The sequence below is a fragment of the Kitasatospora sp. NPDC057223 genome, from assembly GCF_042669755.1.
Taxonomy (GTDB): Bacteria; Actinomycetota; Actinomycetes; order Streptomycetales; family Streptomycetaceae; genus Kitasatospora.
The window spans coordinates 1-15,853 of record NZ_JBHUWW010000170.1; the positions used below are offsets into that span (position 1 = coordinate 1).

The following is a 15,853-nucleotide window of genomic DNA, read 5'->3' on the forward strand; positions in this document are numbered from 1 at the left end:
GCCGCACCGTGATCACGGTGCGGCCGCCCCCTGCGGCGTGCTCAGGCCAGTTGGGCCGGCAGCGGCTCGGCGTGCAGCACCGCGAGCCCGGAGACGGCGCGGGTGAGCGCCACGTACAGCCGGCGCAGCCCCGTCCGCTCGTCCGGTTCGCCCGCGACCACGGCGGCGGGCTCGTCCAGCACCACGTAGTCGTACTCCAGGCCCTTGGCGAGCGAGGCCGGTACGAGGGTCAGCCTGGCCTCGGCGGTGGTCTCGTCGCCGGGGGACAGGAACGGGAGGCCGGCGGCCGCCAGCGCCCCGGCGAGCCGCGGGATGCGCGCGTCCGCGGCGATCAGGCCGGTGGAGCCCTCGTGGCCGAGGAACGTGCGGCAGGCCTCCACCAGGGCCGCGTCGAGCCCGTCCGCGACCGGGGTGACCGTCAGCGAGCCGGGGGCGTCGCGGACGGAGGTGGCCGGTGCCAGCCCGGGGGCGATCGCGGGCAGCAGCCGGGACGCGTACGCGATCACCTCCTCCGGCACCCGGAACCCCTTGGTGAGCTCCTCGATGTGGGCGTCCGCCTTGCCGAGGTGGTGCAGCGCCTCCGGCCAGCTCGCCGTCGCCCACGGGGTGGTGCCCTGCGCGAGGTCGCCGAGGATGGTCGCCGAGCCGGTGCTGCAGCGGCGCCCGACCGCCCGGTACTGCATGGGGGAGAGGTCCTGCGCCTCGTCCAGGACGACGTGGCCGAGCGAGGCGGTGCGCTGCACCAGGTCCGTCGCCTCGTCGACCAGGACGGCGTCGGCCGGCGTCCACGGAGCCGTCCGCACCGAGCGGCCTGGCTTGGCGCGCAGCACCGCGGACTGCTCCTCCGGGGTCAGGACGCCCTCGGCGCACGCGGCCAGGAACTCCGGCTCGCTGAGCAGCCGGTGCACCAGCTTCGCCGGGTCGACCGGCGGCCAGCAGGCCTTCACCATGGCCTTGACCTGCGGATTCCTCGCGACGGCGTCCTGCACGCGGTCGTCCGGGGCCTCGCCGCCCTGCTCCATCTTCAGCAGCACGGCGTGCGCGATCCGCTGCGGCAGGGCCTCCCGGGCGGCGCCGTAGCGGATCGCGCGGGCCTTCAGCTCCTCGACGATCCCGGTCAGCTCGTGCACCGGCACCCGCCAGCGCCGTGAACCGCGCACCACCACGCACGGCTCGACGGGCAGCGTGATCCCGGCGCGGACGGCGCGGCGCAGCACCTCGGCCATCCGGGCGTCGCCCTTCAGCCGGGCCGCCTGCGGGTCGTCCTCGGCCCGGATCTCGACGTGTGCCACCAGCTGCTGCACGGTGGCCTGCGCCACCGCCAGCTCGCCGAGCGCCGGGAGCACCTGCTCGATGTAGGAGAGGAAGGCGTCGTTGGGGCCGACCACCAGGGTGCCCGTCCGGGCCAGGCGCTCGCGGTGCGCGTACAGCAGGTAGGCGACGCGGTGCAGGCCGACGGCGGTCTTGCCGGTGCCGGGCGCGCCCTGGACGCAGACCGTGCCGCCGACGTCGGCGCGGACGATCTCGTCCTGCTCGGGCTGGATGGTCGCGACGATGTCGCGCATCGGGCCGACGCGCGGCTTCTCGATCTCGGCGGCGAGCAGGGCCGAGGCGCCGTCCGCCTCGGCGGGGTCGGTCAGGTGCTCGTCCTCGTAGGCGGTCAGCTCGCCGCCGGTGTAGCCGAAGCGGCGGCGGCGCTCGACGTCCAGCGGGTCGGTGCGGCTCGCCCGGTAGAACGGCTGGGAGACCGGTGCGCGCCAGTCGATCACCATCGGGTCGCCCGCCGCGTCGTGGACGTGCCGGCGGCCGATGTAGAAGCTCTCGCCCGTGCCGCCCTCGGCCAGCTCTTCGCTGATCGCGTGCAGGTAGTCGAGGCGGCCGAAGAACAGCGGGGTGTGCGCGAGGTCGGCCAGCGCGGCGATCCGGGCCTCGATCTGCTTGTTCAGGACGATCGCGGTGACCCAGGTGCCGGTCACGTCGGTGGTGTCCAGGGACTCGACGTCCTCGCGCATCGCGCGCAGCGCCGCCCTGGAGGAGGCGAGGTGGTCGCGTTCGCGCTGGAGCGGGTCGGTGGCGGGGGTGGCGGTGGCGGTGGTGGTGGGCACGACAGACCTTCCCGGCTGCCCCGTACAGGTGCAGCGGCTTCGTGGAGCGCACAGTGAGGACAGCCGACCGGTTACCAAGCGGCCGACGCCTCCCCCGGCTGCCTGCGCGAATCAGCAGGTACCACGGTTCGGGAGGGGGCAGACGAAGAATCCTAGACCCGTGCGCCCCGGGGCGCGAACGGGTGAACCCCGATGCGCCCCGGATCTGCCGCTACACCCGGAGAATGACCAATGTCCCGCCGGATACGGCCTTTGGGGTGATGCGCCAGGGGTGTCCGGAAACCTACCGTTGATGGCATGAGCACCCTGCACGGCAAGGAGACCCGGGCAGCGGCCACGGCCCCCCGGGTGCACACGCAGCGGACGCCCCCGAAGGCGCCCGCCAACCCCTACCCCGGCGCGACCGCCGCCGGGACCGACCGCCACCGGAGCCCCCTGGCGACGGCCGTGCGCAACGTCGGCATCGCGATCGACACCGTCGCCCGGGTCACCATCCTCGGGCGTGACGGCGTCCGGTACTGACCCCCGGTGCCGGCCCCCGGTGCCGGCCCCGGCCTACAGCACGTCGTCCGCGTCGATGATCCGGTAGGCGTACCCCTGCTCGGCGAGGAACCGCTGCCGGTGGGCGGCGAAGTCCTGGTCCACGGTGTCGCGGGCCACCACCGAGTAGAAGTGCGCCGAGTGCCCGTCCGCCTTCGGCCGCAGCACCCGGCCGAGGCGCTGCGCCTCCTCCTGGCGGGAGCCGAACGTCCCGGAGACCTGGATCGCGACGGTCGCCTCCGGCAGGTCGATCGAGAAGTTCGCCACCTTGGAGACCACCAGGACGCTGATCTCCTTCGTCCGGAACGCCTCGAACAGCTTCTCCCGCTGCGCGTTGCTGGTCTCGCCCTTGATGACCGGCGCGTTCAGCACCTCGCCCAGTTCGTCCAGCTGGTCGATGTACTGGCCGATGATCAGCGTCTGGTCCTTCTCGTGCTTCTTGACCAGCGCCTCCACCACCCGGCGCTTGGTCGCGGTGGTCGCGCAGAAGCGGTAGCGCTCCTCCGGCTCGGCGGTCGCGTACGACAGGCGCTCGGAGTCGGTGAGCGTCACCCGCACCTCGCAGCAGTCGGCGGGCGCGATGTAGCCCTGCGCCTCGATCTCCTTCCACGGGGCGTCGAAACGCTTCGGGCCGATCAGCGAGAACACGTCGCCCTCGCGGCCGTCCTCGCGGACCAGCGTCGCGGTCAGGCCGAGCCGGCGGCGGGCCTGGAGGTCGGCGGTGAACTTGAAGACCGGCGCGGGCAGCAGGTGCACCTCGTCGTAGACCACCAGGCCCCAGTTGCGGGCGTCGAACAGCTCCAGGTGCGCGTACGCGCCCTTCCGCTTGGTCGTCATCACCTGGTAGGTGGCGATGGTGACCGGGCGGATCTCCTTGCGGGTGCCGCTGTACTCGCCGATCTCGTCCTCGGTCAGCGTGGTCCGCTTGACCAGCTCGTGCTTCCACTGGCGGGCCGAGACGGTGTTGGTGACCAGGATCAGCGTGGTCGACTTGGCCTCGGCCATCGCCGCCGCGCCGACCAGCGTCTTGCCCGCGCCGCAGGGCAGCACCACGACGCCCGAGCCGCCGTGCCAGAAGCCCTCGACGGCCTGCTGCTGGTACGGGCGCAGCGTCCAGCCGTCCTGGTCCAGCTCGATCGGGTGCGCCTCGCCGTCCACGTACCCGGCGAAGTCCTCGGCGGGCCAGCCGAGCTTGAGCAGCACCTGCTTGATCTGGCCGCGCTCGGACGGGTGGACCACCACGCTGTCCGGGTCGATCCGGGCGCCGACCAGCGGCACGATCTTCTTCGAGCGCAGCACCTCCTCCAGCACCGGGCGGTCGGTGGTGGTGAGCACCAGCCCGTGGGTCGGGTGCTTGCTGAGCTTCAGCCGGCCGTAGCGGGCCATCGTGTCGGCGATGTCCACCAGCAGCGCGTGCGGCACCGGGTAGCGCGAGTACTTCACCAGCGCGTCGACGACCTGCTCGGCGTCGTGCCCGGCGGCGCGCGCGTTCCACAGCCCGAGCGGGGTGACCCGGTAGGTGTGGACGTGCTCGGGTGCGCGCTCCAGCTCGGCGAACGGGGCGATCACACGGCGGCAGTCGGCGGCCTTGGGGTGGTCGATCTCCAGGAGAAGCGTCTTGTCACTTTGTACGATCAGCGGGCCGTCGTTCACCTTGAGCAGTCCTCCATCGGTCAGGCGCGGACCCTCCAGTGTCGCGCATTTCCCGGTGGAGTCGAACGGCTACTTCCACTCGGAGACCTTCGAGACCCCCTTGCCGCTCCCGTCGGTGTCGTACTCGAACAGTCCGACCACGTCGTTCAGCCGGGAGAAGACGTCCGAGGGGCTGTCCAGGTAGATCACCCCGCGCCAGTGCATACCGCCGCCGGCGCCCGTGAAGGTGCCGATGCCGCTGCCGTGCCAGCTGTACGTCTCGCCCTTCTCGCTCATCCCGACGCCCTGGCCCTCGCCGAACATCGAGCCGTCGGAGCGCATCTGCGACTCGTAGGTGGCGAACTCCGTGACCGGGACGCCCAGCACCCGGCCGTTGCCCTCGAAGGACACCTCGACCACCGGGTGCACCCCGTCCGTGGTGGCCAGCACCCGCCGGCCGGTGTCCTGGCTCGCTATCTCGGCTATGAGGTCACCGAGCATGACGCCTCCTTCCGAAGCCCCCCGCGTGGGTCCTCCTTCCGGACTACGCTCCCCCGGACGGGTCGTCAAGGCGGGGCGCCCCGGCGGGCGCCGGTGACCGGCCGGGCCGGGAGTCGTTAGCAGGCCATGAACAAGCCCAAGCGCATCCTCACCGCCCTCGCCCTCGCCGGCACCGCCCTCGCGGCCACCGGCCTCTCCGCCTCCTCCGCCCACGCCGTGGCCGGGCTCGGCGAGCCCGGCGGTCCGTTCGCCGCCGGCGGCTTCCTGCTCGCCGACGTGGTCAGCGGCGGCAGCCTGCCGGTCTCCCAGGCGGGCATCGGCGGGCTCGCGGACCAGGCCATGAAGGCGAAGGGGCACTGACGGCCCCCGGGCCGCGGCCGCCGCTCAGGCCGAGGCGTCCAGCTCCGCGACGCCCGTGATGCGGTGCAGGGCGAAGGTCTTCAGGGCGTCGCTCTGGTGGTCGAAGGCGGTCACGAAGCCGCCCTCGACCTTGACGGGGTCGATCACCCGCTGGGAGGCGAGACCCTCGGCGTTGATGTAGCCGATCCACATCCGTTCGCCGAGCAGGACGGCGGTCTGCAGGGCCGCCAGGGTGTCGGCGGCGGCGGTGCGCGGGAGCTGCCGGGTGTCCACGCGGGCCGGGCCGCTCTGCTGGAGGGTGGCGGCGGGGCCGGTGACGGTCTCCCGGCGGACGGCGGTGGCGGCCCGGTCGCCCGCCCGGATGGCCTTGACCGCGGCGCCGAGCAGCGCGTCGTCGGGGGTGGGCAGGCCGTCGGGGACGGGGGCGGGCGCCGTTCTCGGCGGGGTGCGGTGGCTGCCGGGGCGGGTGATCAGCGTGTCGCCGTCGGCCGACTCGGCGGCCGGGGCGTACCCCATCGTGCGCAGGGTGGCGAGCAGCGTCTCGGGGGCGGCCTGCGAGGCGAGGACGGTCGGGGCGAGCAGTCGCAGCCGCAGGTCGACGGAGCGGCGGTCGGCCAGTACCTCGGCGAGCAGGGCGGGATCGTCGCAGCGCAGGTACGAGGAGGCGGCGCCGACCCGCAGCACGCCGTGCCGGCGGGCCACGTCGTCGACCAGGTAGCTGAGCGGCTGGGGGACGGGCGTGCGGGAGTGCTGCTCCAGGAAGGCGTGCAGGTCGGCGGCGCTGCGCCCGGCGTCGAGCGCGCGCCGGACGGACTCGGCGCTGAAGCGGTAGACCGTCGCGCCGCCCTTGGACTCGATGTCGGCGCAGAGCGCGAGGGCCTGGGCGAGCGGGGTGAGCAGCGGGCCGGGCGCGATCGCGGTGAGGTCCGGCTGGAGGATCACGTGGTCCAGCGGCTGCGGCAGCAGCGGGGCCAGCACGGGCGCCGGGTCGCGGCCGTCGAGGAGCGCGCGGGCCTGCGAGGAGAGGGCGCCCCGGCCGGTGACGCCGAGCAGTTCGGCCTCGTGCAGCGTCCAGTCGGTGAGGTCGTCGCGCAGGTCGCGGCCCTCGGCGGTGGCCGGTCCGCCGCGCAGCGGGCGGTGCCAGCGCAGGGCGGGCAGCAGGCCGTCGGCGCCGGCGGTGGAGCCCGGCGGCAGACCGGCCAGGGCGCTCAGCGCGGCGCGGCGCACGGACGGCGCGAGGGTGCGGTCGAGCTCGGTGCCGAGCGCGGCGCGGGTCTTGCCCTTGCCGTCCGGCGTGCCGGTGAGGGCGGCGACCCGGGTGCCGGCCAGCCAGCTCGCGGCGAGCGCCGCCCAGCGGCCCGCGACGGACTGCTGGAGCCAGCCGTCGAACGCCGGGGTGGGGGCCCAGCGTTCGTCCGCCTCGCCGTCGGGGGCGAGCAGGCCCGCGCCGTAGGCGAGTTCGAGCCAGAACGCGGTGGTCTGCTCGGTGCTGTCGATGGCCTGTGCGGTGCGCTTGAGGTCGCGCACGCCGACGCCGCCGGCCCGCAGGGTGCCGGGCGACTGGAGGCCCCACAGGTCGAGGACCTCCTCGATGATGCGGACGGCCGTGTGCGCCTGGCCCGCGGCGGCACTGTCCACAGCCTGTGGATCGCGGACGGCGGGCTGCGCGAGGACGGCCGGCGGGGCCGGTTCGACGGTGCGGTGGGTGCGCCCGCCGCGCAGGTGCAGGGCCAGCTCGCGGGGCAGCACGACACTGCCGGGCGAGGACGGCAGCAGCAGGCCCCGGGCGATCAGCCACTCGACGGGGCTGCGGGCGTCCTCGGCGGTGACCGCCCGGGTGGCGTCCGGAACGGTGCCGGTGGGCGGGCCCCAGACCAGGCGGTCCAGCAGCCGCAGGGAGGGTTCGGGCGCGTCGGCGAGCAGTGCGGCGCACCGCTTGCGGTCGGTCAGCAGCGCGGTGAGGGCCGCGATGGCGGTGACCGGGTCCGCGGTGGGCGGCAGGCCGGCCGAGGCCAGCAGCTGCTGGAGCCTGGCCGGGGACATCCCGACAGTGGCCTCGGCCAGGGTCGGGCCGAGCCCGGTGCGGCCGGGGTTGGCGGCGGTGGGCGCGAGGGCCTCCCGGGCGGCGATCACCAGCCGCGGGCCGTTGTCGGGCCCCCAGAGCAGCGCCCGGTCGCGCAGCGTCGCCAGCGCGGGCGGGACGGCCTCGGTGACGGCGGTGCGTTCGGCGGGGGTGAGCGCGGTGGCGCCGGGGTGCGGTTTGACCCGCGCTGGGCCGGTCAGCAGGCCCCGGACGACGGCCGGCGGGCTGCCGTCGGGGGCGGCGGCCAGTGCCTCGGCGACCTGGAGGGTGAAGCGGTCGAGCCGCTCCAGGGCGCGCAGCGCGGAGGCCCGGGAGGAGAGCCGGGCGGCGAGCTGGGTGAGGTCGCCGGGGACGGGGTTCAGCAGGTCGGGGCGGGACCGGAGCAGGGTGGTGAGCGCCTCGTCGGGGCGGCCCCGGAGGTCCTCGGCGAGGGTGCGGGGGCCTGCGGCTGAGCCGCCGGTGCGTTGCTCGCTCTGCTGTGCGGTCATCCGGCCTAGGTTAGTCGGCTTCGGGCGCGGGTGGCGCTTGCTGTTCGCGGGTGGTCGTGGGGTGGTCGTGGGTGGTGTGCGGGGGTGCCGGGTCGGTACCGTCGCGAGCGGCGGGGTCGGGCGGGTCGTGGGTCGGATGGTCGATCGGGGTGGTGGGTGATGGTGGACGGCGAGTGGTGGCGGGTGAACGCGCCCCGGCGGGCCGGCGAGGACGGAGCCGGGGCGGGTGTGCCGGACGGGCCGGGCGAGAGCATCTACCTGCCGCCACCGGTACCTGAGCAGGCGCCGCCGGTGCCGCCCGCACCGCCGGTGCGGCCGCCGTCGGTGCCGAAGCAGGCGCCGCCGGAGTCGTCCTCCCGTCCGGACTGGGACCGGGTGCACATCGACATGTCGGTGCTCGACGAGCCGGCGGAGGAGGCCGTCCCCGAGGCCGCCCCCGAGGCCGAGGCCGTGCCCGGGGAGGCCGCTCCCGGACCGGAGGCCGTCCCGGCGAAGCGCCCGGGCCGCCGCAGGCGCGCGGCCGGCGCCGTCGCGGACGCCCCCGCCCGGCGCGGGGTGCTGGCGGGCCGCAGGCCGTCCCCGCTGCTGCTGCTCGCCTCGGTGGTGCTGGTGGGCGGTGCGCTGACGGGAATGGTGCTGGTGATGCTGGTGGGGTGGGCGTTGGCGTACCTGTCACGCCGGCTCGGCGACCGGACGAAGAAGTTCGCGGTGCTGGGCATCCCGCTGGTGGCGATGACCGGCGTGACGCTCTGGTTCTGGGGGCGTTCGCAGGGCAGGTGGGGTGTCGCCCTGCAGCCGGGGGAGCAGGTCGGCCAGCAGATCTGGGGCTCGGCGCCGGGGGTGCTGCGGCTGGCGGCGGCGCTGTCGGCGGCGTTCCTGCTGGTGGTGACGATGCGGCGGCGCGGGGAGTGAGGCGTCAGGCGCCGAGCAGGCGCTGCAGTTCGTCCAGGACGGCGTTGGCGCCGGTGTAGCCGATGCCCTGGAACCAGAGCTGGTCGGAGACGGCGAACGCCCGGTGGGCCCGGACGGCGCCCAGGGCCTGCCAGCCGGGGCTCGCCAGGGTGCTGGTGGCGAGCGCCCGGTCGGGGTCGCCGTAGACGGCGTAGAACAGGTGGTCGCCGTCGGCCCTGGCGATCTGGTCGGGGGTGATCTCGACGTCGAACTGGTCGGTGTTCTGCGGGTCGGGGCGGGGGAGCCGGACGTCGTCCAGCAGCGTGCCGATGAAGTTCTGCCGGGCGTACAGGCGGATCGGGGCGTTCTCGACGAAGCGGACGATGCTGATCCGCCGGCCGGCCAGGCCCGCGTCGGCGAGCGTCTGGGCGACCTGGGCGGCATGGCGCTGGTAGGCGGCGGTGAAGGCGTCGGCGGCGGCCTGGCGGCCGAGGGCGTGGGCGTGCTGCTGGAAGTTCTCCTTCCAGGGCCGGCCGGTGGTCGGGGTGAGCAGGGTCGGGGCGATCCGGCTGAGGGCCTCGTAGTGGGCGCCGTCCCGGGTCTGGTTGCTGAGGATGAGATCGGGCCGCAGTTGCTGGATCGCGGCGGTGTCCGGGGCGCCGATGTTCCCGACGAGGATGATCCGGGCCAGCCGGGAGGCGGGCCAGTAGTCGGGCAGGCCGGCGTCGGCCGGGGCCTTGGCGGCGCCGACGGGGGTGATGCCGAGCGTCATCGCGGAGTCGAGTTCGGCGGTGTCGAGGGTGACGACGCGGGGGCCGCCGGCCGGGGTGCTCACGGCGGCCGCGGTGTCGGCGGTGTCGCCGGTGGTGCTGCCGGTGCAGGCGGCGAGGGTGCTGAGGGCGGCCCCGCCCAGCCCGGCGAGCAGGGCCCGGCGGGTGAGCGGGGGGAGGGTCTGACGGCGCATCGGGACCTCTCGGGCACGGTCGGCGGTGCGTCGATTATGTCCGGACTGTCCCTACGCGTCGGCCTTTACGGCCCAGGGCGCGCCCGGTACCACCAGTGGAGTACCGGTCACCGGGTCGGGCACGATCACCGACTCCAGGCCGAAGACCTCGCGGACGAGCTCGGCGGTGACGATCTCGGTCGGGGGGCCCTGCGCGACGATCTGCCCGCCGCGCATCGCGACCAGGTGGTCGGCGTACCGGGCGGCCTGGTTGAGGTCGTGCAGGACGGCCACCACCGTCCGCCCCTTCTCGACGTTCAGGCGGCGCACCAGGTCGAGCACCTCGACCTGGTGGGCGATGTCCAGGAAGGTGGTGGGCTCGTCCAGCAGCAGGATGTCGGTGCCCTGGGCGAGGGCCATCGCGATCCAGGCCCGCTGGCGCTGGCCGCCGGACAGCTCGTCCACACTGCGGTCCGCCAGGCCGGCGGTGGAGGTGCGCAGCAGCGCCTCGGCGACCGCCTCCTCGTCCTCGGCCGACCACTGCTGCCACCAGCTCTGGTGCGGCTGGCGTCCGCGCGAGACCAGGTCGGAGACCGAGATGCCCTCGGGGGCGACCGGGGACTGCGGCAGCAGGCCGATCTGCTGGGCGATCCGCTTGGTGGGGATCCGGGCCAGCTCGGCGCCGTCCAGCAGGACGGCGCCCCGGGCGGGCTTCAGCAGCCGGCCGAGCGCCCGCAGCAGGGTCGACTTGCCGCAGGCGTTCGGCCCGACGATGACGGTCACCCGCCCGTCGGGGACGACGAGGTCGAGGCCCTCGACGACCGTGCGCGCCTCGTAGGCGAGGGTGAGGCCCTGGGCTTCGAGACGGTGAGCGGTCATCAGGAGCCTCCACGGCGGGATCGTACGAGCAGCCACATCAGGTACGGCGCGCCCACCAGGCCGGTGACCACACCGACCGGCAGTTCGACGGGGGCGAGCAGCCGGCGGGCGAGGAGGTCGGCGAGGACGACCACGACGGCGCCGGTGAGCGCCGAGCAGAGCAGCGGGATCTGCGCGGAGCGGGCGAGCCGGATCGCGATCTGCGGTGCCATCAGCGCGACGAAGTCCACCGGCCCGGCCGCGCCGGCCGCACAGGAGGCCAGCACGATGCCGAGCAGGGCCATGCCCAGGCGGACCTTGTCCAGGCGCAGGCCGAGGCCGACGGCGGTGGCGTCGTCGAAGGAGATGCTGCGCTGGGCCCGCGCCGCCCAGAGCGCGACGGGCAGCGCGGCCAGCAGCACCCAGACCAGCCAGTCGGACTGCGCGTGCCCGGAGCCGTTCAGGCTGCCGGTCATCCAGACCTTCGCCTGCTGCGCCTGGAAGCCGTCGCCCTTGGTCAGGAAGACGGTGGTGAGCGAGGACAGTGCGACGCTGATCCCGATGCCGATCAGCACGAAGCGCTGCGCGTGCATGCCGCCGCGCCAGGCGAGGGCGTAGACCAGCAGGCCGGCCACCAGCCCGCCGCCGACCGCCGCGTACGGCACCTGCCCGGTCGAGCCGACCACCCCGTACGCGAGCAGGCCGACCACCAGGGCGGCGGCGCCGTGCGAGACGCCGACGACGTCGGGGCTGGCCAGCGGGTTGCGCGCGACGGTCTGGATCAGCGCGCCGGCCAGCCCGAGGGCGAGCCCGACGAGCAGGCCGACCTCGACCCGGGGGAGCCGGAACTCGCCGACCACCAGCTCGTGCCCGCTCGGCCGCCCGAGGACGACCTTGAGCACCTCGGCCGGGGAGACGGTGGACTCACCCAGGCAGAGCGAGGCGATGACGGCGGCGGCGAGCAGCGCGAGCAGGCCGGCGGCGGCCAGCGCCGAGCGCCGGTGCAGCAGGAAGGAGGCCCGCCCGGCCCGCAGGACGCGGTAGCCCCGGGGCACGGTGGCGTGGCCGGCGGCGGTGGCGGCGCTCATGCGGCCACCACCTTGCGGCGGCGGACCAGCACGACCAGGACGGGCACGCCGACCAGCGCGGTCATCACCCCGGCGGGCACCTCGGACGGCGGGAAGAGCACCCGGCCGAGGGCGTCCGCGAGCAGCAGCAGCGCGGGCCCGAGGACGGCGGAGAGGGTCAGCACCCAGCGGTGGTCGGCGCCGACCAGCGCGCGGGCGGCGTGCGGGACGGCGAGGCCGACGAAGGCGATCGGTCCGGCCGCGGCGACCGCCGAACCGGTCAGCACGGTCGCGCCGAGCGCCCCGGTGGCCCGGACCAGGCCGGTCTTCGCGCCGAGGCCCTTGGCGGTGTCGTCACCGAGGGCGAGCGCGTCCAGGCCGCGGGCGACCGCGAACACCAGGACGGTGCCGGCCAGCAGGAACGGCAGCAGCTGCCAGGCGACGTCCGAGGTCCGGCCGGAGAGCGAGCCGACCTGCCAGAACCGGAACTGGTCCAGGGTGGCGGCGTCGGTGGTGAGGACGAGCGTGTTCAGCGAGGCGATGAACGCCGACATCGCGGAGCCCGCCAGCGCGAGCTTCACCGGCGTGGCACCGCCCCGGCCGCGCCCGGCCAGCACGTACACCAGGACGGTCGCGAGGGCGGCGCCGGCGAAGCCGAACCAGACGTACCCGGTGAGCGAGCCGATCCCGAAGGCCGAGATGGCGAGCACCACGCCGGCCGCCGCGCCCTGGCTGACGCCGAGGATGCCCGGGTCGGCGATCGGGTTGCGGGTGATGCCCTGCATCACGGCGCCGGCCATGCCGAGGGCGGCGCCGACGGCGAGGCCGACGACGGTGCGCGGCACCCGCAGCTCGCGGACGACGACGGCGTTGGTGCTGTCGCCGCCGTGCAGCAGGGCGGACAGCGTCTCGCCGAACGGGATGGTGCGGCTGCCGACCGCCAGGCTGAGCAGTACCGCGACGACCAGGACGGCCAGCGCCGCCGTGAGCCACAGGATCCGGCGGCGCAGCAGCCGCCGCTTGCCGGGTACGGGCACGGGCCTTGGCACTGGCACAGGTGCGGCTGTCGCCGCGGCTGCGGGTGTGTCGGTTCTCGGTTCCATCTCGGAGACAGCTTAGGCAACGCTAACTTCGGCGGAGCCGCCGGGGGCGTGAGGGGCACCACGGGGTGCGGGGGCGGACCGGGGCGGGCCCGGTGCGTTCGCATAGCCTGGCGCCATGCCTCCGACCCCCGCCGCCGCACCGCTGACCGTCGGTTTCGACCTCGACATGACCCTGCTGGACACCCGGCCCGGCATCCGGGCCACCTACCTGGCGCTGTCCGCCGAGACCGGCACCCACATCGACTGCGACCTGGTGGTCACCCGCCTCGGGCCGCCGCTGCTGCACGAGCTCGGCAACTGGTTCGCCGCCGAGCGGGTGGCGGAGGTCGCCGCCCGCTACCGCGAGCTGTACCGGGAGCTGGCCCTCGCGCCGACCGTGGCCCTGCCCGGCGCGCACGCCGCCGTGGACGCCGTCCGGGCCGCGGGCGGGCGGGTCGCGGTGATCACCGGCAAGTACGAGCCGAACGCCCTGCTGCACCTGGAGCACTCCGGCCTGCACGCCGACGTGGTGGTCGGCGACCTCTGGGCGGAGAGCAAGGGCGACGCGCTGCGCGAGCACGGCGCCACGGTGTACGTCGGCGACCACCTGGGCGACATCCGGGGCGCGCGCCGGGCCGGGGCGGTGGCGGTCGGGGTGGCCACCGGCCCGTACGGCGCCGACGAGCTGCTGGCGGCCGGAGCCGACGTGGTGCTGGCCGACCTGACGGAGTTCCCGGCCTGGCTCGCCGCCCACGTCGGCTAGCGGCCGCCAGCAGCTACTCGGCCGCTACTCGGCGGCTGCCCGGCGGCGCTGGGCGCGCACGGAGCCCAGCAGGCCGCCGAGGGAGACCAGGAAGCCCAGCGGCATCAGCATGCTCAGCCAGTACGCGGCGGTCGGCAGCGGCGTGAGGTGGAAGAACAGCGGGACGAAGGCCGCCAGGGTGGCGACCGATCCCAGCGCGAAGACGATGGCGCCGGCCCGGACGAGGGCGTCGCCGCGGTCGGGGCTCTGGCTGCTCACTCGGTGCTCCTCGGGCGGTGCGGCGGGCGCCTCGGTGGAGGCTCCCGGTCGGGTGTCCAGTCTGGCAGAGGGCCGCACCCGTGCCCGTCCGGGCCCCCGGAGCGGTCTTCGTCACGTTGCGCAGTTCTGCGGGCGCTGGGAGTTTTGATCGCTGCTGGGCGGGGGTATGCAGGCTGTGCACGGGGTGCCGGCAGGTGTACCCCGCTTCCGTCCGGGGGGTGCGAGCCAGTGGACTGCGCCATGTCGCGACCCGGCCGTGCCGTGCCCGGTCCGGCCCCGTCCGCCAGATCCGACTCGGGGCCTTTCCCCGGGTACGGGTACGGGGCCGTGACAGACCGTTAGTCTGCTCCCGGTGGGGGCCGACCGCGGACACCCGCACGGCGCGGACGCAGCCCGTCCGGTGCCCGTCCGTCCCCACTCCCGGCGCCGCCCCGCAGGCGCCACCCCAGTCATCCATCCCAGGGACCGCGGCACTGCCGTGATCCCGCCGCACCCACACCGAGGACTGTTCGAGATGCCCACCGGCCAGGTCAAGTGGTTCAACGAGACGAAGGGCTACGGCTTCCTGTCGCGCGACGACGGCGGCGAGGTCTTCGTCCACACCAAGGCGCTGCCCACCGGGGTCACCGTGCTGAAGCCGGGTCAGCGGGTGGAGTTCGGCATCGTCGCCGGGCACCGCGGTGACCAGGCGATGTCCGTGACGCTGCTGGAGGCGCTCCCGTCGGTGGCCGCCGCCCTGCGCAAGAGCGCGGACGACATGGCGCCGATCGTGCAGGACCTCATCACCACCCTGGACGCGGTGCTCCCGGGCCTCCAGCACGGCCGCTACCCGGCGAAGCCGACCGGCCAGAAGCTGGCTTCGCTGCTGCGCGCGGTGGCGGACCAGTTCGACCTCTGACCGCTGCCGGACCCGCTCAGAGGTCGAGCGCACCCGGGCCGAGGGGGGGAACCAGCCCCTCGGCGGCGGCCCGGGTGAGCAGGGCCCGGACAGCGGCGTAGCCGTCCTCGCCGAGGTCGGCGGTGAAGTCGTTGACGTACAGCCCGATGTGCTGGTCGGCGACCTGCGGGTCCATCTCCTGGGCGTGCGCCAGCACGTACGGGCGGCTGGCCGCCGGGTCGTCCCAGGCCTGCCGGACGGACGCCCGGATGGCTTCGGTGATCTCCTTGAGGCGCTGCGGCCCGAGCGAGCGCCGGGCGATGATCGCGCCGAGCGGGATCGGCAGGCCGGTCTCCTGCTCCCAGGCCTCGCCCATGTCGGCGAGCTTGTGCAGGCCGTACTGCTGGTACGTGAAGCGGGCCTCGTGGATCACCAGGCCCGCGTCGACCCGGCCGTCGCGGACGGCGGGCATGATCTCGTGGAACGGCAGTACGACGATCTCGCCGAGGCCGCCGGGCACCGCCTTCGCCGCCCAGAGCCGGAACAGCAGGTAGGCGGTGGAGCGCTCGGAGGGCACCGCCACCCGGCGGCCGGAGAGGTCCCCGGAGTCGCCGGGGCGGGTCAGCACCAGCGGGCCGCAGCCCCGGCCGAGTGCGCCGCCGCAGGGCAGCAGGGCGTACTCGTCCAGCACCCAGGGCAGCGCCCCGTAGCTGATCTTCAGGACGTCCAGCTCGCCGCGCTCGGCCATGCCGTTGGTGATGTCGATGTCCGCGAAGGCCACCTCCGGCGCGTCGGCGCCGGCCACCAGGCCGTGTGCCCAGGCGTGGAACACGAAGGTGTCGTTGGGGCAGGGGGAGTAGGCGACGCGCAGGGCCTGGGACCGGCCGGTCTCAGCCACGGTGGACCTCCTTGAGCAGCTCCGGGTAGGGCAGGGCGGCGAAGGCCCGCTCCAGGGCGCCCAGCGCCTCGCCGATCCGCCAGGCCGAGCGGTCGCGCGGGCCCACCGCGTTGGAGACCGTACGGATCTCCAGCACCGGCAGGCCGTGCCGGGCGGCGGCCTCGGCGACGCCGAAGCCCTCCATCGCCTCGGCCGCCGCACCGGGGTGGCGAGCGGCCAGCGCGGCGGCCCGCCCGGCGCTGCCGGTGACGGTGGAGACGGTCAGGACGGTGCCGGTGGTGGCGGCGAGCGCCTGTGCCGCCAGCGCGACGGCGGCCGGCGGCGGGGTGTGCCGGACGGTGCCGAAGCCCAGCTCGGTGACGTCGGCGAAACCGTCGGGGGTCTCGGCGCCGAGGTCGGCGGCGACGATCGCGTCCGCGACGACGACCGAGCCGACCGGGGCGTGCGGTGCGAAGCCGCCGGCGATCCCGGCCGAGACGACCAGGGCGTAGCGGCGGCCGGCCAGCG

The 15,853-nt window shown here is 75.1% G+C and carries 16 protein-coding genes; 5 read left to right on the forward strand and 11 right to left on the reverse strand.

Translation table 11 applies throughout. The annotated features are described in order from the left end of the window. Positions 1-41: 41 nt before the first annotated feature. Positions 42-2,105, reverse strand: a complete 2,064-nt coding sequence (locus ACFUK0_RS35995; RefSeq protein ID WP_380257508.1) for a HelD family protein — start codon at positions 2,103-2,105, stop codon at positions 42-44. Positions 2,106-2,402: 297 nt separating this feature from the next. Between ACFUK0_RS35995 and ACFUK0_RS36000 the strand changes: the two genes are divergently transcribed. Next, the gene (locus tag ACFUK0_RS36000; RefSeq protein WP_380257510.1) at positions 2,403-2,627 is read left to right on the forward strand and encodes a hypothetical protein; all 225 of its coding nucleotides are present in this window, start codon (positions 2,403-2,405) and stop codon (positions 2,625-2,627) included. 33 nt (positions 2,628-2,660) lie between these two features. Here the strand turns inward: ACFUK0_RS36000 and ACFUK0_RS36005 are convergent, their stop codons facing one another. Both ACFUK0_RS36005 and ACFUK0_RS36010 read right to left on the reverse strand, forming a co-directional pair. Beyond that, positions 2,661-4,298, reverse strand: coding sequence for a DNA repair helicase XPB (locus ACFUK0_RS36005; RefSeq protein WP_380257512.1), 1,638 nt, complete (start codon positions 4,296-4,298; stop codon positions 2,661-2,663). Positions 4,299-4,367: 69 nt separating this feature from the next. Further along, positions 4,368-4,778: a hypothetical protein gene (locus ACFUK0_RS36010; protein WP_380257514.1), complete on the reverse strand. Its 411-nt coding sequence runs from the start codon at positions 4,776-4,778 to the stop codon at positions 4,368-4,370. Positions 4,779-4,904: 126 nt separating this feature from the next. Here ACFUK0_RS36010 and ACFUK0_RS36015 point away from each other — a divergent pair, with 126 nt between their 5' ends. Further along, on the forward strand, positions 4,905-5,138 hold the full coding sequence (locus ACFUK0_RS36015) for a hypothetical protein (RefSeq protein ID WP_380257516.1): 234 nt from the start codon (positions 4,905-4,907) through the stop codon (positions 5,136-5,138). Between the two features lie 24 nt (positions 5,139-5,162). Here ACFUK0_RS36015 and ACFUK0_RS36020 read toward each other — a convergent pair whose 3' ends face one another. After that, positions 5,163-7,709, reverse strand: coding sequence for a helicase-associated domain-containing protein (locus ACFUK0_RS36020; RefSeq protein ID WP_380257518.1), 2,547 nt, complete (start codon positions 7,707-7,709; stop codon positions 5,163-5,165). A 159-nt stretch (positions 7,710-7,868) separates the two neighbouring features. Here ACFUK0_RS36020 and ACFUK0_RS36025 point away from each other — a divergent pair, with 159 nt between their 5' ends. Beyond that, on the forward strand, positions 7,869-8,621 hold the full coding sequence (locus ACFUK0_RS36025) for a hypothetical protein (RefSeq protein ID WP_380257520.1): 753 nt from the start codon (positions 7,869-7,871) through the stop codon (positions 8,619-8,621). 4 nt (positions 8,622-8,625) lie between these two features. Here the strand turns inward: ACFUK0_RS36025 and ACFUK0_RS36030 are convergent, their stop codons facing one another. The 4 genes from ACFUK0_RS36030 to ACFUK0_RS36045 are packed head-to-tail and all read right to left on the reverse strand — an operon-like array spanning position 8,626 to position 12,571. Further along, positions 8,626-9,564 carry an ABC transporter substrate-binding protein gene (locus ACFUK0_RS36030; protein ID WP_380257523.1) on the reverse strand — a complete coding sequence of 313 codons (939 nt, stop codon included), beginning with the start codon at positions 9,562-9,564 and terminating at the stop codon, positions 8,626-8,628. A 51-nt stretch (positions 9,565-9,615) separates the two neighbouring features. Continuing rightward, positions 9,616-10,422 (reverse strand): ABC transporter ATP-binding protein, encoded by an 807-nt coding sequence (locus ACFUK0_RS36035; RefSeq protein ID WP_380257525.1) that lies wholly within the window; start codon positions 10,420-10,422, stop codon positions 9,616-9,618. Beyond that, entirely contained in the window at positions 10,422-11,489 is a 1,068-nt protein-coding gene (locus ACFUK0_RS36040; RefSeq protein ID WP_380257527.1) for a FecCD family ABC transporter permease, read from the reverse strand. The genes ACFUK0_RS36035 and ACFUK0_RS36040 overlap by 1 nt, the downstream gene beginning before the upstream one ends. After that, positions 11,486-12,571 carry a FecCD family ABC transporter permease gene (locus ACFUK0_RS36045; RefSeq protein ID WP_380257529.1) on the reverse strand — a complete coding sequence of 362 codons (1,086 nt, stop codon included), beginning with the start codon at positions 12,569-12,571 and terminating at the stop codon, positions 11,486-11,488. Before ACFUK0_RS36045 ends, ACFUK0_RS36040 begins: the two co-directional genes overlap by 4 nt. A 115-nt stretch (positions 12,572-12,686) precedes the next feature. On the opposite strand from ACFUK0_RS36045, the gene ACFUK0_RS36050 reads away from it, so the two are divergent. Further along, entirely contained in the window at positions 12,687-13,313 is a 627-nt protein-coding gene (locus ACFUK0_RS36050) for an HAD family hydrolase (protein ID WP_380257531.1), read from the forward strand. Positions 13,314-13,337: 24 nt separating this feature from the next. Here the strand turns inward: ACFUK0_RS36050 and ACFUK0_RS36055 are convergent, their stop codons facing one another. Next, positions 13,338-13,571, reverse strand: coding sequence for a hypothetical protein (locus tag ACFUK0_RS36055; protein WP_380257533.1), 234 nt, complete (start codon positions 13,569-13,571; stop codon positions 13,338-13,340). Positions 13,572-14,085: 514 nt separating this feature from the next. On the opposite strand from ACFUK0_RS36055, the gene ACFUK0_RS36060 reads away from it, so the two are divergent. Beyond that, the gene (locus ACFUK0_RS36060) at positions 14,086-14,469 is read left to right on the forward strand and encodes a cold-shock protein (protein ID WP_380257535.1); all 384 of its coding nucleotides are present in this window, start codon (positions 14,086-14,088) and stop codon (positions 14,467-14,469) included. 16 nt (positions 14,470-14,485) lie between these two features. Here the strand turns inward: ACFUK0_RS36060 and ACFUK0_RS36065 are convergent, their stop codons facing one another. Continuing rightward, a complete protein-coding gene (locus ACFUK0_RS36065) occupies positions 14,486-15,346 on the reverse strand; it encodes a 1,4-dihydroxy-6-naphthoate synthase (RefSeq protein WP_380257537.1) in 861 nt (286 codons plus the stop codon). After that, positions 15,339-15,853: futalosine hydrolase (locus ACFUK0_RS36070; RefSeq protein WP_380257540.1), on the reverse strand; the 515-nt coding region annotated here is incomplete at its 5' end. The genes ACFUK0_RS36065 and ACFUK0_RS36070, both read right to left, overlap by 8 nt.